The 23,319-nt window shown below is 45.0% G+C and carries 26 protein-coding genes; 3 read left to right on the top strand and 23 right to left on the bottom strand.

What is annotated here, in order from left to right; genetic code table 11:
* Window positions 1–59 precede the first annotated feature (59 nt).
* The 6 genes from BI182_RS05295 to BI182_RS05270 form a co-directional block, all read right to left on the bottom strand.
* Entirely contained in the window at window positions 60–638 is a 579-nt protein-coding gene (locus BI182_RS05295) for a DapH/DapD/GlmU-related protein (RefSeq protein WP_070370764.1), read from the bottom strand.
* A gap of 45 nt (window positions 639–683) precedes the next feature.
* Window positions 684–1,142 carry a hypothetical protein gene (locus tag BI182_RS05290; RefSeq protein WP_228879926.1) on the bottom strand — a complete coding sequence of 153 codons (459 nt, stop codon included), beginning with the start codon at window positions 1,140–1,142 and terminating at the stop codon, window positions 684–686.
* Complete coding sequence (gene larC / locus BI182_RS05285) at window positions 1,100–2,284, bottom strand: nickel pincer cofactor biosynthesis protein LarC (RefSeq protein ID WP_286805999.1); 1,185 nt, start codon at window positions 2,282–2,284, stop codon at window positions 1,100–1,102. Before larC ends, BI182_RS05290 begins: the two co-directional genes overlap by 43 nt.
* A complete protein-coding gene (larB, locus tag BI182_RS05280; protein ID WP_286805998.1) occupies window positions 2,281–3,027 on the bottom strand; it encodes a nickel pincer cofactor biosynthesis protein LarB in 747 nt (248 codons plus the stop codon). The genes larC and larB overlap by 4 nt, the downstream gene beginning before the upstream one ends.
* A gap of 188 nt (window positions 3,028–3,215) precedes the next feature.
* Window positions 3,216–3,605 (bottom strand): MerR family transcriptional regulator, encoded by a 390-nt coding sequence (locus BI182_RS05275; RefSeq protein ID WP_070370760.1) that lies wholly within the window; start codon window positions 3,603–3,605, stop codon window positions 3,216–3,218.
* Between the two features lie 159 nt (window positions 3,606–3,764).
* Window positions 3,765–4,916: an aldo/keto reductase gene (locus tag BI182_RS05270; protein ID WP_286806236.1), complete on the bottom strand. Its 1,152-nt coding sequence runs from the start codon at window positions 4,914–4,916 to the stop codon at window positions 3,765–3,767.
* Window positions 4,917–5,178: 262 nt separating this feature from the next.
* On the opposite strand from BI182_RS05270, the gene BI182_RS05265 reads away from it, so the two are divergent.
* Window positions 5,179–5,781 (top strand): hypothetical protein, encoded by a 603-nt coding sequence (locus tag BI182_RS05265; RefSeq protein ID WP_286805996.1) that lies wholly within the window; start codon window positions 5,179–5,181, stop codon window positions 5,779–5,781.
* 109 nt (window positions 5,782–5,890) lie between these two features.
* Here the strand turns inward: BI182_RS05265 and BI182_RS05260 are convergent, their stop codons facing one another.
* The 9 genes from BI182_RS05260 to BI182_RS05220 all read right to left on the bottom strand — a co-directional run bounded on the left by BI182_RS05260 (window position 5,891) and on the right by BI182_RS05220 (window position 13,650).
* Entirely contained in the window at window positions 5,891–7,243 is a 1,353-nt protein-coding gene (locus BI182_RS05260; RefSeq protein WP_286805995.1) for a diguanylate cyclase domain-containing protein, read from the bottom strand.
* Window positions 7,244–7,412: 169 nt separating this feature from the next.
* A complete protein-coding gene (locus BI182_RS05255; protein ID WP_286805994.1) occupies window positions 7,413–8,210 on the bottom strand; it encodes an SDR family NAD(P)-dependent oxidoreductase in 798 nt (265 codons plus the stop codon).
* A gap of 214 nt (window positions 8,211–8,424) precedes the next feature.
* Complete coding sequence (locus BI182_RS05250; protein ID WP_250934177.1) at window positions 8,425–9,075, bottom strand: DUF3786 domain-containing protein; 651 nt, start codon at window positions 9,073–9,075, stop codon at window positions 8,425–8,427.
* Window positions 9,068–9,610, bottom strand: coding sequence for a DUF2284 domain-containing protein (locus BI182_RS05245; RefSeq protein WP_250934178.1), 543 nt, complete (start codon window positions 9,608–9,610; stop codon window positions 9,068–9,070). The genes BI182_RS05250 and BI182_RS05245 overlap by 8 nt, the downstream gene beginning before the upstream one ends.
* Before the next feature lie 72 nt (window positions 9,611–9,682).
* Window positions 9,683–10,120, bottom strand: a complete 438-nt coding sequence (locus BI182_RS05240; protein WP_070370753.1) for a MarR family winged helix-turn-helix transcriptional regulator — start codon at window positions 10,118–10,120, stop codon at window positions 9,683–9,685.
* Window positions 10,121–10,261: 141 nt separating this feature from the next.
* Window positions 10,262–10,582 carry a hypothetical protein gene (locus tag BI182_RS05235; protein ID WP_148638592.1) on the bottom strand — a complete coding sequence of 107 codons (321 nt, stop codon included), beginning with the start codon at window positions 10,580–10,582 and terminating at the stop codon, window positions 10,262–10,264.
* Window positions 10,583–10,658: 76 nt separating this feature from the next.
* Window positions 10,659–11,720 carry a HAMP domain-containing sensor histidine kinase gene (locus tag BI182_RS05230; RefSeq protein ID WP_286805991.1) on the bottom strand — a complete coding sequence of 354 codons (1,062 nt, stop codon included), beginning with the start codon at window positions 11,718–11,720 and terminating at the stop codon, window positions 10,659–10,661.
* Complete coding sequence (locus BI182_RS05225; protein WP_286805990.1) at window positions 11,717–12,391, bottom strand: response regulator transcription factor; 675 nt, start codon at window positions 12,389–12,391, stop codon at window positions 11,717–11,719. The genes BI182_RS05230 and BI182_RS05225 overlap by 4 nt, the downstream gene beginning before the upstream one ends.
* A gap of 137 nt (window positions 12,392–12,528) precedes the next feature.
* Window positions 12,529–13,650, bottom strand: coding sequence for a GGDEF domain-containing protein (locus tag BI182_RS05220; protein WP_286805988.1), 1,122 nt, complete (start codon window positions 13,648–13,650; stop codon window positions 12,529–12,531).
* Window positions 13,651–13,926: 276 nt separating this feature from the next.
* Between BI182_RS05220 and BI182_RS05215 the strand changes: the two genes are divergently transcribed.
* Both BI182_RS05215 and BI182_RS05210 read left to right on the top strand, forming a co-directional pair.
* On the top strand, window positions 13,927–15,420 hold the full coding sequence (locus tag BI182_RS05215; RefSeq protein WP_148638596.1) for a DUF1538 domain-containing protein: 1,494 nt from the start codon (window positions 13,927–13,929) through the stop codon (window positions 15,418–15,420).
* Window positions 15,407–16,093 (top strand): P-II family nitrogen regulator, encoded by a 687-nt coding sequence (locus tag BI182_RS05210; RefSeq protein WP_228879983.1) that lies wholly within the window; start codon window positions 15,407–15,409, stop codon window positions 16,091–16,093. Before BI182_RS05215 ends, BI182_RS05210 begins: the two co-directional genes overlap by 14 nt.
* Before the next feature lie 130 nt (window positions 16,094–16,223).
* Here the strand turns inward: BI182_RS05210 and BI182_RS05205 are convergent, their stop codons facing one another.
* From BI182_RS05205 to BI182_RS17240, 8 genes are all read right to left on the bottom strand, one after another.
* Window positions 16,224–17,297 (bottom strand): radical SAM/SPASM domain-containing protein, encoded by a 1,074-nt coding sequence (locus BI182_RS05205; protein ID WP_286805986.1) that lies wholly within the window; start codon window positions 17,295–17,297, stop codon window positions 16,224–16,226.
* Complete coding sequence (locus BI182_RS05200) at window positions 17,297–17,932, bottom strand: TetR/AcrR family transcriptional regulator (protein WP_286805984.1); 636 nt, start codon at window positions 17,930–17,932, stop codon at window positions 17,297–17,299. The genes BI182_RS05205 and BI182_RS05200 overlap by 1 nt, the downstream gene beginning before the upstream one ends.
* Window positions 17,933–18,083: 151 nt before the next feature.
* Window positions 18,084–19,451 (bottom strand): phenylacetate--CoA ligase family protein, encoded by a 1,368-nt coding sequence (locus BI182_RS05195; RefSeq protein WP_286805981.1) that lies wholly within the window; start codon window positions 19,449–19,451, stop codon window positions 18,084–18,086.
* On the bottom strand, window positions 19,448–20,092 hold the full coding sequence (locus BI182_RS05190; protein WP_148638601.1) for a TetR/AcrR family transcriptional regulator: 645 nt from the start codon (window positions 20,090–20,092) through the stop codon (window positions 19,448–19,450). The genes BI182_RS05195 and BI182_RS05190 overlap by 4 nt, the downstream gene beginning before the upstream one ends.
* Before the next feature lie 101 nt (window positions 20,093–20,193).
* A complete protein-coding gene (locus BI182_RS05185; protein ID WP_148638602.1) occupies window positions 20,194–20,670 on the bottom strand; it encodes a GNAT family N-acetyltransferase in 477 nt (158 codons plus the stop codon).
* 106 nt (window positions 20,671–20,776) lie between these two features.
* Window positions 20,777–22,117, bottom strand: a complete 1,341-nt coding sequence (locus BI182_RS05180; protein WP_286805978.1) for an MFS transporter — start codon at window positions 22,115–22,117, stop codon at window positions 20,777–20,779.
* 107 nt (window positions 22,118–22,224) lie between these two features.
* Window positions 22,225–22,848, bottom strand: a complete 624-nt coding sequence (locus BI182_RS05175; RefSeq protein ID WP_286805976.1) for a TetR/AcrR family transcriptional regulator — start codon at window positions 22,846–22,848, stop codon at window positions 22,225–22,227.
* A 188-nt stretch (window positions 22,849–23,036) separates the two neighbouring features.
* Window positions 23,037–23,315, bottom strand: coding sequence for a GGDEF domain-containing protein (locus BI182_RS17240; RefSeq protein ID WP_353744749.1), 279 nt, complete (start codon window positions 23,313–23,315; stop codon window positions 23,037–23,039).
* Between the last annotated feature and the right edge of the window lie 4 nt (window positions 23,316–23,319).

Here is a 23,319-nt window from a genome sequence, read left to right as displayed (position 1 = left end):
TGCTTTCATTTTTCATTATTTCCATGAAATTTGGGACAGTTCTTTTATGATTTCGTTATTTATTTCTGATTTACTTCAATCATTTTGATGCTCTTGGCCGGGACCCCGCCGACAATCACTTTAGCCGGGACATCTCTGTTAACCACCGCCCCTGCGGCGACAATGGCCCCGTCACCAATGGTAACCCCGGGAAGTACTGTTGCCTGGGCACCGATCCAGACATTGTTTCCAATTCGAATCGGCGCTGGATACATATCACTGCGTTTTTGCGGATTACTATCATGGTTGAGGGTAGCCAACACCACATTATGGCCAATCAGAACTCCGTCACCAATAAAGATGCCGCCCTGATCCTGAAAACGGCAACCTGAATTGATAAACACATTTTTACCGACGTGAATATTTTTACCACAATCGGTAGAAAATGGCGGAAACAACCCAAAAGTTTCATCCACTGGTTTACCTGTCAGTCTGGAAAATATTTCTCGAATTTCTTCCGGCGGATGATAACTGCCATTGAGCTCGGTTGTCAGTTTCAGAGCTTCCTGGGAGATGGCATGCATCATCAAATGGACTTTCGAGCCACCTTTAACTACTTCTCCCTGATTTAAGTGTTCTAAAAATTCATCAATATCCATTTATTCTCTTTAATCCTCCTATACTTTATCATTTGATCATCCCTGTTATTTTCCAAAAACAGTTACAGCCTGTTTCATTTTCTCAATTATCGGCACGCCAAAGGGACAGTTTACGATGCATTGACCACATGCGATGCATTCTCTGGCGTGGTGGTTAAGCAGCGCATAATGATCTTTAAGGGTCTCCGGCACCGCTTCCTGAATCAAGGCCAGATCCAGATATTTATTCACAGCGGCGATGTCAATCTTTTTTGAGTAGGGGGCACAATGGCCGCAATACATGCAATGTCCCCGGAATGAAGCATCAGGGGCATTTGCCAATATCTCACTATAGTCTTTCTCTGCATCACTTGCGGTTGCATAAGCCACCGTCGCCTGGATCTGTTCCTGACTGGATACCCCCACCATCACCGCGGCTACCGCCGGACGGGTTAACGCATAATGGAGGCATTGCACCGGTGTCAGCGCCTGTCCAAAGGGCGATTCTTCCTGACTGAATAACACCCCGGCAGCATGCGTTTAATGGTCCGCTTTAAGCCGGTGCTTTCCATCTGAATCCGCCGGATCCCGATGGTGGTGGTTTCCTCAAAAATAATCTGTTCCAAGGTTTCGATATCTGCTTCGCTACAGATCACATTGAGGAGATAGGCGGGTCGGTTCTTCTTCATATAGACCGGGATATAATGGACATCTCTGGCCCCAGCTTCAAATAATCGCTCCATCACAAAGCCCAGAATCTCACCGCCGCAGTCATCGATATTGGTTTCCAGTTTATAGATATCGCCGTTTTTCTTTGATTTGTCAGTGATCAGCATCGCCCGCAGCAGGCTGGGTCGATCATAGGTCCGTTTGCCAGCTCCGATGCCGGTTTTTTCAATCGCAAACTGCCTGGGCAACTGGTCACAGGTTTTGATGGCCGCCACAATGGCTGCCCCGGTGGGGGTAATCAGCTCACCGTTTGTATCGGTAATATGCAGATTCAGCTGATGGCTGGCGGCAATATGGGTCACTGCTGGCACCGGCACTGGAATCACCCCATGCTGACAGCGTACAAAGCCCCGGCCTTCATAAACGTCCGGCACAATCACTTCCCGGATATTAAGATTATCCAGACAAACAGCAACGGCCACAATATCGACAATCGAATCCACCGCACCCACCTCGTGAAAATGAACCCGCTCCCGGTCCACCCCATGGGCTTTGGCTTCGGCATCGGCAATAATCGAGAAGATCCGGATGGCCAGTGCTTTGGCATGATCGGTGATTTGAGCCTGGTTGATAATCTCAACAATTTCCGGTAAACCCCGATGATCATGGGAATGGTTCTTTTTTTCCTGATGCGGATGATGATGTCCTGGTTCTGTTAGGTGATGATGGGTGTGTTTTTCGCCCTGATGGTGGTGATCATCACCATGCAGATAGGCCATATCGTGATCATGGTTGTCCTGATCCAGAATGACCTGAAAATCACAGACATCCAGCCCCGCCTTTTTCACCCGGCTGATGACGGTCTCAAACCCGGTGATGGGCAAGCTTTTTAAAGCCTTTTTCAATAGCTGCTGATCGGCCCCCAGATCAAGCAGCGCTGCCACTGTCATATCGCCGCTGATGCCGGAATAACATTCCAGGTATAAGGTTTGGCTCATGATCGTACCCCTAAGCGGTTAATCTGGGTGGCCGTATAGCCGGCACCATAGCCATTGTCGATGTTCACCACCGAGATCCCGTTGGCACAGGAGTTGATCATCGTCAACAGCGCCGAAATACCACCCAGGCTGGCGCCATAGCCAACAGAGGTGGGCACCCCGATAACCGGCTTATCCACCAGTCCGCCGATGACACTGGCCAGGGCGCCCTCCATCCCGGCCACTGCAATCACGCAGTTGGCGCTCTGGATCACCTCAAGCTGCGAAAGAATCCGGTGAATCCCGGCAACCCCTACATCATAAAGCCGTTCCACATGTGAGCCAAAATACTCAGCAGTCTGGGCAGCCTCTTCGGCCACCGGGATATCCGCTGTTCCCGCCGAACAGACAGCAATTTTTCCAATTCGCTTCTTCCCCGTTTTTTCAATTTTAAGAATCCGGGAAATTTCGTCGTACTCAACTTGTGGATAAACGGCTTTGACCAATTCATACTGGTGGCGGGTGGCCCAGGTTCCCATGACTTCTCCATCTTCTTCATAAAGTTTCCCAAAGATACTCAGCAAATGAGCATCTGCCTTGCCGCTGCAGAAAATCACCTCGGCAAAACCGGATCGCAACTTTCTGTGGGTATCCAGTTTGGCATAACCCATTTCTTCAAAAGGTTGCCGACGAAAAAAAAGCTCGGCTTCCTCAATCGTCAGCTCCCCGTTTTGTACTTTTTTTAATATTTCCTGTGTTTTCATTTTTCCTCGTCTTATCACTTCTTTTTATTTTTTCTTTAATATATATTCTTTTTTAATTCGCTTTTATTACCTTGATACTATCAACTCTACCACCTGGAGTGCGCTCCAAGTCAATAGCCTATCTCAATTCTTAAAAAATCTCCGTCCTTTTTAAGAAACAGAGATTTCTTGCCGCTTATTTAATTCAGTTAAACATCCTTTTCTTTATCCCAGGACAGCACCCCGGTCACTTCGGCTTTTTCATAGATATCAATTTTGTAATTCAGCCGTTCCAGTGTCTTTTGCATATCATCCATTTTTTCCTGAAGCTTTTTTCGTTCATCTGTCAACAGTTCTTTCCGGGCGGAAATAGTTTCATCACCCTGCTGGGTCAGGGCACAGTATTCAATCAGGGCTTCAATGGGAATCCCCGCGGAGCGCATGCATTTTGCCAGTTCAATCCAGGCACAGGATACCTCATCATAATCGCGAACGCCGCTCTTAGTCCGTTTCACCGGCGGGATCAGGCCAATCCGCTCATAGTACCGCAGCGTATCCGGGGATAAATCATATTTTTTGCTGACTTCAGTAATGGTCATCACATATCACCTCGAATTTTCAAATTTTCTTATATATCATTTTAATGTTTTTATCTTATCTTAACCATATCACTTGGAGTCCACTCCAAGTCAAGCAAAATACTTTATTTCTTAAAAAAAATCTCCGTCCAATTAAGGCGGAGATTTTTAGCTTCAACTTTATTCTAAGGTGGCTCTGACATTTTTTAATTCCTCAATAATCGCAATGTTCTGGGGACAGTGTTCTTCACATTTGCCACATTCCATACAATTGGAGGCTTTGGCAGCTTGCGGAAACATCGTCTGGTATAGACCTTTGGCTTTGGGGAGGGCATCAAATAGATAGGCATTATTATAAAGTGCAAAATGTCCGGGAATATCGACCCCGGATGGACAGGGCATACAATACCGGCAATTTGTACAGTTGACTTTCATCTTTTCGGTGATTGTTTTCCTGGCAAAATCCACTAACGCCAGTTCTTCATTGGTTAGTGAATGGGCTGCCCCGGCATTGGCCGTATTGACATTATCAACCACCTGCTCTATCGTCGTCATGCCACTGAGCACCACCGAAACTTCTGGATGATTCATCACCCACCGCAGCGCCCACTGGGCCGGAGTTCTTTTGATTGGCGCATTCTCCCAGGCGGTTAAAACGTCCTGGGGTAATTTATCAACCAGGGCCCCTCCTCTGAGCGGTTCCATAATGGTAATCCCCAGTCCTTTTTCAGCCGCATATTCCAGACCTTTTTTACCTGCCTGATAGTTTTCATCCAGATAATTGTATTGAATCTGACAGAACGACCAATCATAGCTGTCGACAATTTCGATAAATAAATCAAAGTCATCATGAAAGGAAAAACCGGCATATTTGATTTTGCCGTCTTTGATGGCCTGATCCAGAAATTCAAGAACGCCCAGACCTTTCAGATTTTGCCAGAAACCGCGATTAAGACCATGCAGCAGGTAGAAGTCAATGGTATCCGTTTCCAGCCGTTTCAGCTGTTCAGCCAATAATCGCTCCATATCCGCCCGGGACTGAATCAGCCATGACGGCAGCTTTGTGGCAATTTTAACCCGCTCCCGATAGCCGCCCTTTAAGGCCCGGGCCACAAAGGGTTCACTCGCACCGCCTTGGTCAAAGCCGGTGCCATGATACGGATAGGCGGTATCAATGTAATTCACGCCATGATCAATGGCATAATGAAGCATGGTGATGGCCTTCTCATCATCAATCTTATTTTGAACCCCATCGATAACCGGTAACCGCATGCAACCAAATCCTAAAACTGAAACCTCTTCATTTGTTTTTCCGAATTTTCGATACAGCATCATTCAATCTCCCTTGTATTAAATTCAAACAATCTGATTATTGATCTACTCTTATTATAATCCCGTCCGAACTTTAGTCCAAGTCAATTTTTAACAAATCTACATTTTTTACTATTTTTTTTGCACCTGATTCTTAACAATCACGAACGTGCGATCTCCTCAACCACAGATTTCAACCATCGATAACCTCAACATCACCAGATCATCACAATACCCTGTTATAGTAATCCCATCACAAATAAAATTGAAAGGAATTTTAACCATGATAAAAAATAAAAAACTGCTCCTGACCCTGCTGGTTACAGCCACTATCAGCGGTCTTTTGCTGACCGGCTGTACTTCAACCACGGCAGAAACTAAAACGGCCACCACCAATGAGGCCGCCGCGTTTGAGGATAACGCCAGTTACGGCGAGGTAACCGCCGTCAGCGGTAGCACCATCACCTTAGCACTAGGCACCATGAATATGGGCGGTGGTCAGACCCCACCCGATCAAGGGCAGGCCCCGACTGAAAACACGACTACCGGAACTCCGCCAGAAAAACCGGCTGATGATCAGACCACGCCCCCAGCTGATGGCAGCACAACAGCTCCCAGCGAGGACACGACCGGAACCATGCCAGAATTTTTAACCCTCACCGGTGAAACCGCCACGATTGAATTAACCGATGCCATCACCCTGACGCAAATGAGCAATCAGAAGCCCGATCAGCAAACAGCTGGAAGTACCACCGCTACCGCGGCTGATATCACTGTTGGCAGTATCTTGAGAATCATCTATCAGACGGACTCCACTGAAATAGAGTCCATCGAAATCATGATGACCCAGTCAAACACTGCAGCCACTACCAACACGGCCCTTTAATCTTCTCTGAACGATCCTTTAAAAAACGCCTGATTTTCACTAAGAAAATCAGACGTTTTTTTACTCAGGTCCCAAGCCCTGTTAACCCATTTTCTCCAGGCCACTTGGGTTAACTGAGGGCCAGTCTTGATTTTTGTTCTTTCTTGTCAGCATACATCTCTTCATCGGCAATCTGCAGCAGGGCATCAATGTCCTGTCCATCCTCAGGATATAAGGAAGTCCCAATACTTAAGGTTAGTTTCTCAGAAAGGTCTGCCAGCGAAAACTCACTGGCAAAACTCTTTGCCAAGCGTTCTTTGGCTTGCCTAAGCTCCTGGCGATCTTTGATGTCCGGCAGGATCATCAAAAATTCATCGCCGCCCAGTCGGAAGGCCGCTTCATTGGCCCGAACATTTTTCTGCAAAATCCGGGCAGTCTCAATCAAAACCAGATCGCCGGTGTTGTGTCCATAGGTATCATTGATTTTTTTGAAATGATTCAAATCCATACTCATCAGCCCCACCTGGCGATTGTTTCGTTGGGCCGCAGCCAACACCATGGTCTGATACTCATTTAAATAATGACGGTTAAAAAGTCCGGTCAGGGAATCGTGACTGGACATAATTCGCAATTGATAATTGATTTTCAATGCACGGAAAGTCAGCCTCCCGGCCCCGGCGGCCATTAGAACCGCCAGCACAACGGCAATCCCTAAAATCAGCTGATTATTTTCCCAGCCGCCCTGAGGTGAAACAGCTACCTTCCAGTCAATAAAACCCGGATCGATGTCAAAGGTTAAGGACGACTCGCCAACAACAGAGGTATCCCCGTAAAATGGCTGCTCCGGATTCTGATTATTAAAGAGAGCGACATTTAATCCGGCCTTGTCGGCATAGCTATTGATTTCTTCGATAATCTGGTCGCCTTTAAGAACAATGCTGATCTGCCCCCAATATCCACTGTCTTGACGGACGATTGGCAGCCGGATAATAAAACCGGTTCCCCCCTGAACCAGATCGACTGGCCCCTGAAAGATTGGTGCCTGGTCATTCTTTACCTTGAGAACCAGGTCTTTCTGACTTTCAACCTTGGCCAGGTCAACACCAATGGCGGCGCTATTGCCTTCTTTAGGATAATTCCAGATAATGGTTGTATCCTGAATTACTCCAATATTTCTGATCTGATTTTCATTTTTGGATAGGAGATTATCCAGATAGGTATAAGCTGCCGTCTCATCGAGACCGGGATTTGTCTGGATATAAGCCTCAAAGCCCTGAACCAAGGTTTTATTGGTAAAAACCAGATGTTCCAACTGACTTTTGAAATTTATAAATTTATCGGTTGTTTTTAACATCTCCTGCTGTTTGAGGTTATGCATAAACATGCCAATGATCAATAAAAAAACGGTCAGCAGAAAAAGGGCTACTGTAATTGAAACAAGGATTGCCAGATTCTTTTTAAAATAGTTGCTACTCTGATCCATCTTTTTCTCCTGTTGCTGCATCAATGTTTTCTGACTTTAGTTTATCATCAAAACCGCATAAAGACCACTAATTAATCCCTGCTTCTGCTATAATTATCGACCGTTTATTCTGAATTTTTAGTCCTGGGGATTGATCCAAACGATCACGCAGCGGCTTTCACTTCGCCCATTAATGTTCATTAGCTGCCATCACCTTATTGATCATCCCCATGGCAATAAACGAATTGACTTTATAAAGAAACTTCATCACGTTGCAATCTTTACCAATATATGCCCGCAGCTTTTTCTTCTCCATGGTCTTGATGATCAATTCCGCCGCTTTTTCCGGGGTTAACACCATCTTAGCCTTGCTGCTGTCGGTTGATTCATTGCTTGCCAGGCTGGAATTTTTCTTGATATCGGTCGCAATCCCGCCGGGAATCACCACCGAGACTTTGACATTTGTATCTTTTAATTCGGACGACAACCCTTCGGTCAGTAGTTTTACGGCTGCTTTGGAGGCGCCATAGACACTTTGCCCCGGTACCGGTAAAAAGCCGCCCATACTGGAAACATTGACAATATGGGCTTCCGGACGACTCAGTAAATGCGGCAAAAAGGCTTTAACCATGTAGAGGGTGCCGTAGAAATTGATAGCCATGACCCGTTCGATTCGCGCCATTTCCAAGTCATTCAGCTCAACAAAGGGCTGAATAATCCCGGCATTGTTGATGATCCCATCAATCTTCCCATATTTTTCAATGGCATTTTTGGCAAATGCAAAGACAGCCTCCTTATTGGAAATGTCAACCACTTCGGTAAAGAGTCGGGGATTTTTCCCGGCCATCTGCACTGTTTCGTCCAATGCTTCGGGATTAATATCGACCGCCACGACCATGGCCCCTTTGCTTAAAAGCTGTAATACCAATTCTCTGCCAACACCATTTCCGCCACCCCTTACAACAATATTTTTTGCATTTACGTTCATTATTTTCTCCTTTTTTTCCTAAAAAATTTTTGATTTTTTATCGGCTTATTACCGGTTCTCTTGTTAATTTCTTGTGATAGCCTTATCATACGCCGCAACTATTTCATAACGTTAATATTTTGTTAAGTTCGTGTTAAAGTGACTATTTTCATATTTTTTGCACAAAAAAACACCGAAAAAGTCGGTGTTCACTTAAAAACCAGATGGAGGGTTGCTACTCCCATCCGTCCACGCTTCCATATTCCGCCGTTTTAAGCACTGCTCTGACAAGGCAGCCACATAAAAAAGCCAGACATTCAAATTCCAGAAATTCCGGTGCACTTTCATCAAATAGGGTTTGAATTTCAACTGGAAAATCATCATCGGCTTCCCGATAGATAAACTTAACCGGGATTTTAGGCAACACTTCCAACAGCCAGCTGCGACTATAGGAATCTCTAGAAAGCTCCGGTTCTCCGCCTAATTTTATAATGGTTTTGTCCAATTTATCAACGTCATTGCCAAAAGCTTTAATCAGCGGTGCGTCCATCATGTTGGCTTTTCCGGTGTCGCCACTTGAAAAAATAGTGGTCATCCGAAAAAGGTGTTTGAACAAATAAACCGGATCACCGGTACCCTGAGACAACACATAATGGATCAGGATGGAGCGATTATTAATATTGACCGGTTTCTCATCAGCTGGTATGACACCGGTATTGGTAATGAGATAATCGCGTTTTAAAAAATTGATGGTTATCTGCCCATCAGAATCAATGGGCAGGTTAAAACGGGCGGCGCTTTCCGCCAGGTTACACTCAGCCAACTTGGGCAATAAGGCTTCGTAAATAATATCGTAAGAGCTCGGCCTTGAGTACCGCTTATTCATTAAACAACACCAGGCTAAAATAGGTCACCGTATTGGCCCCATTATTGTATCGGATATTTAAGGCCGGGGCCATCTGCATCACCATAATCCCATAACTTTCGGTGGCCGGATACATTCGGTCAGGAAAGCGGCAGGGAGCATCGGGGTAAGTGCATTTTTTACAGACGGTGCATCCTTCCGTCGATAGCATCAAGGCATCTTTATCAAAGCTACGAAAAACCGCAGCCACCCGATCCGTCAAAGCCTCATGCTCGATCAGAGCCTGCATCCATCCTTTCATATCAAAACTGCTGGCTACTGCGGTGGCCGTGGTAAAGAGCATCGCCTTTTCATAGCCATAACATTTTTCCTTGCAGCTCTCCACACTCCCCACTGCTGGCGGGCAGGCCCAGGATTTATTATACATACCGCAGCTATTGCCTTCACAGAGATCCCGGACTTCTTTTGAAAAAATAATTTCATCGGGTTTTAAAAAAGCATATTCCAGAATCGGCAGTTTGGCCAGCTCTTTTTCAATTTCAGTTTGCTTATTCATTGCTACCTTCCTTACATTTTTTGTTTTTCCAACTTCACCTTTTAGTGTATCTACACGATATTGTTAAAAAAATCAAGGTTCTAAAACCTCAATTTTTAATAACAGCTCCTGGAGAATTTTTGTATCTTCCAATCCCAACTGTTCTTCAATTCTTTCCTGAGCCTGTTGCCAGTAAACATGGGCCAGTTCAATTTTTTCTTTACCAGCTGCCGTTAAACAAAGCTGCCGGTTTCGTGTTCCCGGCTGTGCAATATCATGGATCAACCCCTGCTGTTCAAGAGGCTTTAAATTGCGAACCAAGGTGGTCCGATCCAGCCGGATTTCAGCGGCCAACGCACTGACACTCACCGGTTCAATTGCCCGGATGTGTTTTAAAATTGAAAACTGACTGACACTGAGCTGGCTTGGAGCCAGGTAATGGTCGTAGATTTCGGTTATCGCCAGTGAGGCCCGCCGCAGATTGAGACAATTGCATACTGACGATTTTTTGTTTTGGTTTTCTGTTTTCATGTGATCACCTTTTTTCAGTGTATATACACGATTAGTATACATGAGTTTTGTTCCTTTGTAAAGTTGATTTGAATAATAATTTATTCAAATCAACTAAAAGATTGTTTAAATAATTTTACCCCTTCATCATGATAAAATCTTTCAATCGAATAACTGACTGGCCTTTTCACAGGCTTCATAAATCACATCGAAATTGCTTTCAATCATCGGATTCACCTGTTCAGTGCTTTTCTTGACATTTTTTTTATAAAGGAAATAGGGTAATCCCCAACCGATAAATCCCGGAATGGCCAGAACAACACACAGCGGAGTCATGGCAGCCAGGTAGGCAAAGGTTGCTCCGGCCATAAACACCGTCCCAACTATTCCCGCCCCCAGGGCTAATGCCATTGCTTTGGTATTTTTGGCACGTTCTAGCTTTTCAATATTGTTAAATGCTCTTTTAGCACTTAACCTTAACATTTTGTTCACCAAAAATGCCGCCAATAAAAAATCTCTCACTTTTTAGGTAAGAGCTTTATCAATTCAATATTAATTTTTATAATTTTAACGTTACCGTAAATGTTGTCCCCTTACCCAGCTCACTTTCAACTACAATGGTTCCCCCAATCAGTTCCACCACCCGCTTAACCAGGGCCAGACCCAGTCCGTTGCCTTCCTCAGCATGGGAGGTGTCGCCCTGATAGAAGCGGCCGAAAATCCGACGGCTGGTTTCGTCACGCATCCCGCAGCCGTTATCACTGACCCTGACAATGGCCAAACCAGCTGCGTTTCGCAACTCAATTTTTACCAGGCCACCTTCTGGGGTAAACTTGATGGCATTGGTCAAGAGATTATTCCAGACAATTTCCAACAAACTTTCGTCGCTGGCAATGGACACTTCATCCAGGTCGGCATCAAATTCAATGTTCTTTTCATCAAACTTTTCTTCCAGCGCCAGCATGCAGCAACGCAGCTGTTCATCCAGAGAATAGGTCTCAGTCTGAATGATCTCCTGGTTTTCCAGCTTGTTGAGCTTTAAAATATTGGTCACCAAGGTGGATAGTTTTTTTGATGCCTCGACAATGGTATCAATATATTCCTGTTTTTCATCCTGGGGCAAGGCTTCTTTTCTGAGCGCTGAGGCATAGCTTTGGATAATAGCCAGGGGTGTTTTCATTTCATGAGACACATTGGCAATAAAATCGCTCTTTAAGGTTTCAATAGTAGCTAATTCCTCCACCATCTTGTTAAAATCATCAATCAGCACCTCCAGCTCATCCTTTTTATTGTCTTTGCGCTGAGAATGAACGTGGACAGTAAAATCACCGCTGGCCACTTTTCGGGCCGCCTGACCGATTTCGGTCAACGGCCGCTGAAATCCGGTATACATAATAAAACGGGTCCCCAAACTGACAATCAGTCCCATAAACAAGGCATAGGACATCCCCACCAACGCCATGATCCAGGGATTTGCCTGGTCCAGCATCTGCTGATTAAAAATCAGCACCTGCCCGGCACTGCAAATTAATACCACCCCAAAGATAATTAAAAATTCTTTCCAGAAAGACCGCCTGGCATTGATCCGTTTATCTTTCTGCTCCCGATAACGAATTTTCATCCTTTAATCACCGCCTTGTAGCCCAATCCCCGGACGGTTACAATCTCCACGTCCTGACAGTCCGAAAGTTTGTCCCGCAGTTTGGTGATCGAAACATCCACGGTTCGGGGGCTGCTTTCGCTGTCATAGCCCCAAAATTCATCCATCAGCTGGGTCCGGGTAAAGGTTCGTTTGGGGTAAGATAACAACTTAAATAGAATGTTAAATTCTTTTACCGTCAACGGCAATTCGACGTCGTTGAGATAGGCAGTGGTTTCCTCTTCGTTTAAGACGAGCGACCCCGCCGTAAGTTTTCGCTCATTGCGGATATTAGCCCGCCGTAATAAGGCTACCACCCGTAAAAGCAGTTCATCCATCTCAATCGGTTTGACCATATAATCGTCAATGCCCAGACTATAACCTTTCTGCTTGGCCCCCATATCATCCCGGGCGGTCATAAACAGAATCGGGATGGCTTTATCCTGTTTTCTGATTTCAGCGGCAAATTCAAAACCATCCATTTCCGGCATCATGATATCCGAAACAATCAGGTTCACCGGTTCTTCCAGAATCCGGTCAAAGGCCTCGGTGCCGTTTTTACAACTGATGGCATGAAAGCCGTTATCATTTAGAAAAGCGCAGACAATGTAATTCAATTTGACATCATCTTCGACGACTAAGATATTGATCATTCTTCTTTCTCCTAAACTTGAGTAGCGGAAGTCATTATATCCTGATGATGTTAAAGATTTGTTAAAGTTTACCTGATAAAATTAAAATACGCCCGGTTCATTCCTCGTCAACCGGACGCATGGTGCTGGATGCGCTGCTAGGCTTCCAGCCGTTTTTCATAAATCTGATTCTGATTTTTCCCGCAGTTTTTGGCCAGATATAAAGCCTGATCAGCTTTTTCAAAAAACTCACTGGTTGACCAGCCGGAATCGGCATACTCGGCAATTCCACAGCTGAAGGTGATCTTCCCGCCCTCGTTAAAACCAAAATCATGGGCGCCGAATTCCTGGTGCATGTTATCAATCATAGCAACCACCTCGCCGATGGGGTGACCGCTGAACAACAATACAAACTCCTCACCCCCATAACGAAAAACCTGTTCCGTCCCCGGTGTATTGCGTTTGAGTATCTCTGCCAGAGCGATTAGCACCTCATCCCCCTTTCGGTGTCCATAGGTATCATTAACCTGTTTGAAATCATCCAGATCAATCACTGCCATGATCAGGGGTTTCCTAAATGTCTCCTCCTGATAAACCGCCTGACCCAAAACATCAACCATCGCCCGGCGATTTAAAAGTCCGGTGAGGGGTTCGGTTTTTGCTTCCTGAATCAGTTCCATCTGTTTTAAATAACTGTCATGGATACTCTGGGCCTGTTCGCTGGTGTAACGTGTCAGCACCGTTGCTACTAAATAGGCACAAAAGATCATGATCCCCGCCACCACACAATCCAGAAAGATTACTTCAACCGCCCTGTCCGCCTCAAACCGGGCGATCAGGAAAGCCAAAATCAACGAACCGTAGCTCAACCCGAAAATAAGACGGGTCAAGTTGATATCCAGGAAAATAACGGTAATAAATACTGCAATACAGGGCACACATAAAATTGCCGGAAAGGTATAGTGAAAACACTGCACACAGGCACAAATCAGAAAAAAGAGTAAGGCAACCGTGTAATTTTTGGCCTTCTCACTTGTTTTTTCAGATTTCAGGATAAAATAGGCTCCCACTATAAAGATAAGATTCAAAAACGTAGGCAAGGCCAGATAAAATACAAGATAGCGGATAATGACTGGGCTAAAGGGTTGATCATGTTTATTAAATACAAAGATAAAAAATTCCGCAACAAAAATAATGACCCCGATATAAATGCAGGTGCGAAACAGAACCTGTCGCCATTTTTCATGAAGTTCATGGTTGATTGTTATTAATTGGCGCATTTACATCCCTCGTTTCCACAAAATAAACCTTTTGTTCTAATTCACTTAAATAAATACTACTTTTAATTTGATCGATTTATGTTAAATTATATCATAAATACTAAATTTTGTTAAACTCTGGCTAGCCATTGTGCTAATTCTTTTTCTTTAGTATAATAAAGGCAGAATTGTTATCCTTGTCTTCGTTTCCAATTATAAAGCTTGCTTGATAATTCAAAACGCTGGCTGATTTTTATCTAGCAGCTTAATCGAATACAGTGGAAGGAGGTTGATCATGTGAATATACTTTTTGAGAAATTCAAAGAAGTTCTGGTTTCGGTTCTGCCAATCACCTTGATTGTCGTCATGTTAAGTTTTACCCTTGTTCCCATTGACACCCCTATCATGCTGCGTTTTTTGCTGGGAGCGTTTTTGATTGTTGTCGGTTTGACAATTTTTCTCTTCGGCGTAGATCTGGGTATTACCCCCATCGGAAGTCTGATGGGAACCCATATCGCCAAAAGCAATAAGGTTTCAATCGTCATTCTTTCTGGTTTGATACTTGGTTTTTTCATCTCGGTGGCAGAACCGGACCTCCATATTCTGGCCGGTCAGGTGGCGCTTGTTTCTGCCAATGTCATTACTAAAACCGAAATCATTCTCTGTGTTTCGGTCGGGATTGCGCTGCTGCTAACAGTTGGTTTTTTGCGCATTATTTATAACAAATCCCTAAGCCTGCTCCTGACGCTCATCTATGGCGTCATTCTGATTGTTTCTTTCTTTTCTTCCCAGGAATTTCTGGCGATATCTTTTGATGCCTCCGGAGCCACTACCGGGGCACTGACGGTTCCCTTTATTCTGGCACTCGCTCTGGGAATTTCATCATTAAAGAAGGGTAAAGCCTCAGAAGATGACAGTTTTGGTCTGGTTGGCATTGCCTCGACTGGTGCCATCCTGGCGGTAATGATTATGAGTGTTTTAAAGGGTACCAAAGAAATCAGCGGCAGTCTTGACAGTAGCCTTTCTGCCTCAACTGCAGTAATCCTGCCTTTTATCAATAAACTGCCGACGGTTCTTTACGAGGTGGTGCTGGCTCTGCTGCCGATTGTTATCATCTTTATTGTTTTTCAGATGATCTCCTTTAAATTAAAAAAGAAGCCTCTCAAACGCATTATCAAGGGTTTAGTTTATACCCTGATTGGTCTGGTGCTTTTTTTAACCGGAGTCAATGCCGGATTTATGGACGTGGGAACCCTGGTCGGTTATACTATTGCCAGCATCGACAATAAAGCGGTGCTGATCGCCATTGGGGCACTCTTGGGTCTGGTAGTTATTCTGGCTGAGCCAGCAGTTTATGTATTGACCAAGCAAATTGAAGATGTCACCAGCGGCTACTTAAAGCGAAAGGTCGTTCTGGTTGCCTTATCGCTGGGGGTATCGCTGGCGGTGGGCTTGTCGATGTTGCGGATTATTGTTCCTGAAATTAAGCTCTGGCATTATCTGCTGCCCGGCTATATCCTGGCAGTGGTTTTAAGCTATCTGGTGCCCAAACTGTTTGTCGGGATGTCTTTTGATTCCGGCGGAGTTTCTTCCGGCCCAATGACAGCAACCTTTATCCTTGCTTTTGCCCAGGGTGCGGCCGAATCCATCGAAGGCGCCAATGTGCTAGTCGATGGTTTTGGACTGATTGCCATGGTTGCCCTGATGCCGATTATTGCCCTGGAAATTCTGGGCCTGATCTTTAAAATTAAAACAGTTAAAGGAGGACTCTCCGAAAATGAGTACTCATGAAAATTTAATCACAAAAAAGAACTATGAAATCCTGGCCGTCATTGTCAATTTCGGGGTTGGTTCCAAGATCCTGCAGCTGGGTAAAAAATGCGGGATTTCCGGTGGAACGATCTTTTTGGGAAAGGGCACCCAGCATTGCCTGGTCAATGATTTTCTGGACATTTGTGATGAACGCGTCGAAGTGGTTCTGATGATTGCCCAGACCGGAAAAATTGAAACAGCTGCTGAGGAAATCAGCCGTAAATTCAAATTTGCCAAAGCCCATCACGGGATTGCCTTTACAGCTGAGTTAAATAATTTTTTAGGCGTTCGAAATTGTTCCTATGATAAAATACATGAAGACAAAGGAGTCAATAAAACAATGTATGAGGCCATATTTGTGATTGTCGATCGCGGCAATGCGGAAACGGTTGTCGGCGCAGCTGAGGCCGCCGGTGCCAACGGCGGAACCATTATTAATGCCCGGGGTTCGGGTGTTCATGAATACGCAAAACTCTTTGCCATGGATATTGAACCGGAAAAAGAAGTCGTGATGATGATTTTGGAAACAGAAAAGACGGAAACGGTTGTCAATGCCATCCAGGATGCTACTGAAATGGACAAGCCGGGAAATGGAATTATCTTCACGATCGGCATCAACCGAACCTATGGCTTATACCAAAATAATCATTGAGACAGACCCTCGGCTGATGATTGAAAACTTTTTTTATCGACTTTTTCTGAAATGTCAAACAGCATCGTATGTTTTAGGCAAACACACGATGCTGTTTTTAGTTTGATGTTTTAATCGCTTATCCTAACGGCTAAGCCCACAATTTTTCAACCTGTTCTTTTTCCTCAAATAAGGTACACCCACCATGATGTCCGACCCGTTCGGCCAGCTCTCGGAGATCTGCAAAATATTGGGAGCGGAGTACCGCTTCCACCGAATCACTGGCCAGGTTCTGTTTGGCGTGGGGTGAAAAGGGACAGGGCTCGGCATCACCCGTGGGATTGATATGAAAAAATCCCCGCCCGGAAGCCAGGCAGCCGCCCATTTCCTCCTCATCACCGGGAAAAGACAAAATCACCATCCGACGAAAGCTTTTTCGGAGCTCAAGGCAAAGGGCTTGAAGTTGCTTTATTTGGGTTTGCATAAGAACCAGATCCTCGGTTCCTTCTTCCGCCGGGACATATTCCACATAGAGGGTCACACCGCAACCCTTATCCTCCAGCACTTCAAGAAAGTCATTGCTGGTCACCAGCGGCAAGTTTTGCCTGGTGACAGTAATGGCCGCCCCAAACAAAATATTGCGTTTTTTTAAAGCTCCCATGGTCATTTCAATCTGCGCATGGGTCCCTGCCCCACGGCGATCATCAGTTTCTTTGGCATTGCCTTCGATGCTGAGAATCGGGATCAGATTGCGATGGCTGTCCAGAAACTCAATGGTCTCCTGGTTCAGCATCGTGCCATTGGTAAAAATCGGAAAGATCACATTGGGGTAGGCTCCGGCCAGATCCAGGATATCCCGGCGTAAAAAGGGTTCCCCGCCAGCCAGCAAAATAAAGGCAACGCCCAATCTTGCCGCCTGATCAAAGATATGTCCCCATTGCCCGGCATCCATATCCCTTTTTCCGCTACTGGTACCGCAACTACCGCCAGCCCGGGCATAACAGCCAGCGCAGTGAAGATTACATTGCGAGGCAATACTGGCAATCAGAAATGGCGGTACATGGAGCCCTGCTTTTTCCTGCTGCTTGCGACGGGCCGTACTTTTAGCCAGCTCCGGCAACAGTCCCATTAAAAAGGCCCGGCCTTTGGCATTATTCAGATAGAATCGGCCAGCGGTTGTCATAATCTGGGCGATGCCCTGATCCATCATTTTATTTAAATTCATCAGCTTTCCTCATTTCGTATTTGATAAATGGCTGCAAACTGTTCAATATGCGCCATCAGCAGAGCCAGTGCTTCAGCTTCTTTTTCCGGCCGCTGGTCATATTGGCATAACAGGGTGTAAAAGGGCCCGTAAAATTGTAAGGCAATGATCTGGGGTGGCCCGTCTCTGAAACTTCCCTGCCTGATCATCTCCCTAAATAAGTCGGTCTGAAATAAAATCGCATCGTTAAAAAACCAGTTGTACAAGGTTTTGGCGGCATCATCACTTTTATACTGCTCAATCGTCAGCATTCGACGAAACTTGGCAGCCTGTGGGTCTTTCAAAAAAAACAGAAAAACAGCCTCGCAGGCTTTCTTAAGCCAGATCAGATCATTACGGCCATATTCCCGGGCGACACTTTCCATCTCGCCCTGGGGCAACCGGTAAAAGGTCACGGTTTCTTCAAACTTCTGATTCATCCACATGAGCAAGGTATCATAAATGGCCTGCTTACTGGAAAAATGTTTATAAAGCGAGCTGTCTTTGATGCCCACCGCCTTAGCGATTTCTTTAACCGTTACACTCTGATAACCTTTCACTGCAAACAGACTCAGTGCTTCTTCTAATATTATTTCCCTGGTATTACGTTTTGTCATCACTTCTCCTTAATCATCCTGCTAAAACAAAAGCTAGTGTTCACTAGCCTTAGTATAGCTAATGAACGCTAGCCTGTCAAGCTGTGTTTCAAAAATTTATTTTGATTAGGATATCTGCATCGGCTATTTCTATCAGGATCGCCACTTCAAATTATTCGGGTTTATTGATAATATGCTTAAACTTTCCACTTTGCGGATGCTGCATCGGCATCAATTCAGAAAAAGCGATCTGGGCATTCGTCACCCCATGATTGGCCAGAAAATCCGCCAGGTTTTTCTGTGCTGCTTCAAATAAGCGCTGTGGATCATACCCGGTACCAGGGATGATTCGCAACTCAAGCTGATTCTGTCCATGAGCAATCAGCTGAAACCGGAGGATCCCATGGATTTCTTTAAGGGTTGCGTAAATCGCCAAAGGCGAAATTCTGATGGTCTTTCCATTTTCATAAAAGGTCAGAATATCATCGGTACGGCCCTCAAGGGTCAGCCAGGGTGAGGGATTGTTGCAGGGGCAGGGTTCATGATGCATGACCACCCGATCAGTGATCTCGTAGCGGATGAATGGCTGGGTATAATTATAAAGATTGGTAATCAGGATCTTATCCGACTGCACCCCATCCGGTACTGGCTGATTTTGATGGTCAACTGGCTCGACAATGATCCAATCATCATTGATATGAAAATGCTTTTCTGGACATTCACAGGCAATGGTGCCGCCTTCAGTACAGGAATATGTAGTTTGAACCGGGCATCCAAAGGCATCTTCCAGATCCTCACGAAGCTGATCACTCAGGTACTCACCACCAGTCATAATGATAACCGGAGCGATCTTAAGATGGCCCTTTTTTTGTTCATCAATAAGCAGTTCAAGGATGGTCGGATAGCCCCCTAACATCGTCGGTTTAAAGGCATTCAGTTCAGCGACGATCCGGGGAAGTGGATAAAGGGCACTGATCACACCAAACTGTCTTTTTTTCCAGGGCATCGATAACAATCGGGCCCGAACCGAACTATTACCCAAATAAAAACCGCCCGTTGCAAAAACCCCCATGGTTTTTCCGCCGCCTTTCAAAAAGGCCATAAAATCTGCTCTTCTGGCAAAGCTTCGCATGATGTTGATTCCCGCCATGACATTATTGGTGGATCGGTCGCATAGAGCTACTAAAGGATTACCCGTAGAACCACTGGTGGTAAAGACCAGATACTTCCCTTTGATTTTTCGCCCAATATTGTCCAGATCGGTCATAAAGGTTTCCACTTCCTTTAAGGTGATGTCTTTTGTGGTTATCCAGTCATCAAAATGTGCCATCAGATCGACTTTATTCGTTGGTGGCAAATCACTCAGATTAAAATTCTCGCCAATGTTTTGATAGTGCGCACGATAGTAGGGACTATTCTGTTTGGTATATGCCACCAGGCTGCTCAGCCGCTCTGCTCTAATTCTGTTTTTTTCAGAATCGCTCATTTTTCTATCGCGATAACAAAACCAAATCGCCTTCATTAAGCTGATTTTTTTCATACTGATCCACCTTCCTTAACAACTCCATTTAACATGAAATCAAGGTACTCTTTTATTTCTGTTTTAATCTCTGCGGAATGCTCAAAAAATAATTTCGGATTCTCTTTATACCGTTCCAGATATCTATTTATAATCGCCCCCAAATAGATCGTTATGGCATCTTTTAGTTTTTCTATATTTATTTCTTTCAGTTCAAGCGCTGCAATGGCTTTTTCCATAAGCTGCTGGGATTTTTCACGGGTGCTGATCATATACCGCACAATCAGTTCATTCTTTTCATTAAGCACCTTCGCACTCATTTCCCGGGCCGCCATATTGACTAGGTGCATTTCGCTGGGATATTTTTCGCATAATTTAAACTTTTCATCCGCATAGGAAAAGATCATTTCATAAAAACCGGTCTGATCCGGTGTGGGAATATCTGTAAGCAGCCGTTTTAAGGCAACCTCCAAACAATATAGATAGAAATTTTTCTTATTGCCAAAATAGTGAAACAGGAGCCCTTTTGAGATCCCACAGCTTTTAGTAATCTCATCGGTACTAGCATCCATATAGGATTTTTTCGAGAATTCAGTAATTCCGCTCTGGATGATGGCCACTTGTTTTTCGTCCGATATTTTTTCAAAAGATTCGCTTGCCATAAAAACCTCCTTTGACTCGCTAGTCAATATGTGATTTAAGAATACACCCTATTGACTGACAAGTCAATAGGGTGCCGATAATTGTCTCCGCTTTTCAGGAACTATTTCTCTTTTTGATAAACCCCGTAGTGTTCATCAAAAATATAGCCATTGGCTAACAGGGCTTTGCAGGATCCCCGGTTCTCAGGTTCCGGTTGAACAACGATCCGTTTTGAGTCGGAAAGCCCAAAAATCATTTCAGTCAGCAATTGAACCGCCTTTTTGCCATACCCTTTGCCTAAACAGTCCGCCTCTCCAATGAGATAGTCAATGCTGTAGGTGCCGTTCTGCGGGATATGGGAATAGCATGCCTCATTGGCATCGAGACATTTATAATACTGGCCAAACCCGATGGGCATTTCTTCCCACTCGACAATGAAGTGGGTGATCCATGAAAAGGTACTGTCTCGCAATGTCACTTCCGCAATCCAGTCTTCCGGTTCGGTATACCATCTTTTGACATGGTCTTTTTTTAGCCACTCCTTAAATATGGGTAAGTCATTATCTTCAAATCGTCTGAGTTTTATTTTTTGAGTCACCGTGTGTCACCTCCCTTGTTCAAGCTTAGTCGATTTCTTGCCGGAAATCAACTGTTAAGGCCACTCTGCTTTGTTGTTTTTTTCTAACCTCATCAGAAAATTATTGCTACCAGGATTCTAGCAGCTGTTCATCTTTGACTGCCGTCGCTTCCAGAGTTCTGACACTTCTTAACCGGGCTATCACAATCCCAACGACGGCCAATCCGATTCCGGTGATGATAATCAGCAGGGCGTTGCCTCTGCCAACTCCAGACCCGATTATTGCACTAATTCTCATGGCCAATTCGGTGTCGCCCTGCATAAACGGTTCAAAGATTCCATCAGCTAACATTCCCACTGCCAAAAATGAGAGAATATAACCCATCTGGGTAATCAGACCAATCAGACCAAAGGCCCGTCCCTGAACCGAATTATCCAAATTAGTTCGAATCAGCACCTCGGCGCCAATCTGGATGGCTGGCATAAAGACAAACATCATAAATCCAAACCCGGCGATCAAAACCAGATTTTCGCTGACCCCAATCAGAGCAAAGAAAACGCCACAGCCAAACAATCCCATTGACAGCATCCGCAGATAAGATTTTGGTTGCTTGATCATGCTGATGCCGATGCTTCCAACCATCATTCCCATGGCAATGACAGTGGTCAGAATTCCCAGCTCCCGTTCACCAGCAATGGCCAGGATCAGTGGCTTGCTAAGCATCTGCACAAATCCCAGACAGAAGGTGGCAATCGTCATTACGATAATCATCGTGATGATTCCTTTTTTGCCCCGGACGGCGGTGATACCCGCCCTCAATTCACACAGAAACCCCGACCCGATCACTGTACTTTTTTTGCTGGTCAAGCCTTTTCTGACAAATGCGATAATCAGAACCGTGGTAAAAAAAGTCAGCATATCGAGGATAATCAGGGTGCTGACCACAGTCACTTGCAGCAACAGACCGGCAACGACTGGAGAAATCAACAGCTTGGCACTGCCAGCCAACTGAACCATGCCACCCGCCCGGACAAAGTCTTCCTCCGGCAAGAGGTCGGTAATCGTGGCCTTAAAGGCCGGTTCTGTCAGGGCTGAAAAAATTGAGCTGATCCCCACGCCAATACAGATTACCACCAGGGAGGGCTGAGGGCTTAGCACCGCTGCCAGGCAGATCAGTACCGCCAATCCGGATAGTAACTCACCCAGAATCATCATCAACCGTCGATCATAGCGATCCGCCAATACACCACCCACTGGGGCCAGTAGGATCGCTGGCAAAAAGGCGCAACTGGCAAAAATACCGGTGGCTCCCACTGATCCGGTTAGCTTTAAAATATAGATGGCAAGCCCAAAATCAGTCAAGCCACTGCCGATGCTGGAAATAAAAGCGCCCGCTACCAAAATCATAAACTTCTTCATTGAGTGCTGTTGTTGTACGCTACCTGCCTGTGTTTTTTGCCGTTTCATAATTGTTCCTCCTGTTATTCTGGATTTTTATCACGCATCAACCCGTGTATCGACCCACGGTCGATACACGGGTAAAATTTTTTACAAATGTCCACCTATCTATTAAGTTAGGCAAACATTTGTAAAAAGTCCTCTAGTTCTCCTGCTCGGGTTCCCAGCATTCTTTCCATATTGGCCAGAAAGCCCTTAACCTTGACCGGATAAGCATCCATTTCCCAATCCATAATATTGCAGTCAAACAACATATGTCCCAGTAGTAAAATGGTTTCAATCGTTTCCCTTGGATAATCCAGATGAAAAAGATCAGCAGCGATTCCTTCGGCCACTGCGACTTCCAACAGCGGCGTCATCCGCTTGAGCATGGCCTTGGTGTATAGCTGTTCCAGTTTGGCATTCTCCACCTTGTGCATTTGGTCCCTGATTTCCTCCGATCCTTCAAACTCCGGAGACTGAGCCATAATCGCCATCATAATCCGATCGATCAGCGGCACCGATTGATCTTTTAGGATGCGTTCCGCCCGTTTGGCGCCTTCTTCGACAATATCCAGGATGATAGCCGCCAGCACCGCTTCCTTGGAAGCAAAATAATAATAAAAAGTACCTTTGGCAATATCCACAACCTTTAAAATATCATTCACCGAGGTCTGTTCATACCCCTTCGTGACAAAAAGCTCCCGGGCCACCATCAGGATTTCCCGTTTGCGGACTTCTCCTTCTTTGACAGTCTTCATTGAGCCCCTCTCATTCTTTCGACCTTCGGTCGATAATTGAATAATAAAATAAATCTTGCTCTCTGTCAAGATTTATTTTTATTACGGTTTTGAGGAACCCATCAACTACAATGAACGTTCCGATAATTTCTCCTAACTAAGGACTCGCCAAGAGAATACTGTATAGCAACAGACCGCTTCAACTGGTTTTATTGTACCGCAATGGTAAGCTTTGTTTTGCGCCTTTGTTTTTTTTCAAGTTTATCTGCATACATTTGCTGATCGACATGATGATAAAATTTGGTTAGATTTGACCATGTCTTGACATCGTATACGTCTGTCCCGATTGCCACCTCAAGGGGATATTCCACCTGGTTTTCGGCACATTTAAGATATTTTATCATCTGGAGAATCTTGAGCTTAATGGCTGTTTCCTCGGTATTTTCCATCAGGATGGCAAATTCATCGCCACCAATTCGATAACATATCCCT

The organism is Acetobacterium sp. MES1 (genome assembly GCF_002237635.1).
Lineage (GTDB): Bacteria > Bacillota > Clostridia > Eubacteriales > Eubacteriaceae > Acetobacterium > Acetobacterium wieringae.
The sequence above is the reverse complement of the archived record's forward strand: the minus strand, read 5'-3'. Positions and strand labels throughout refer to the sequence as shown.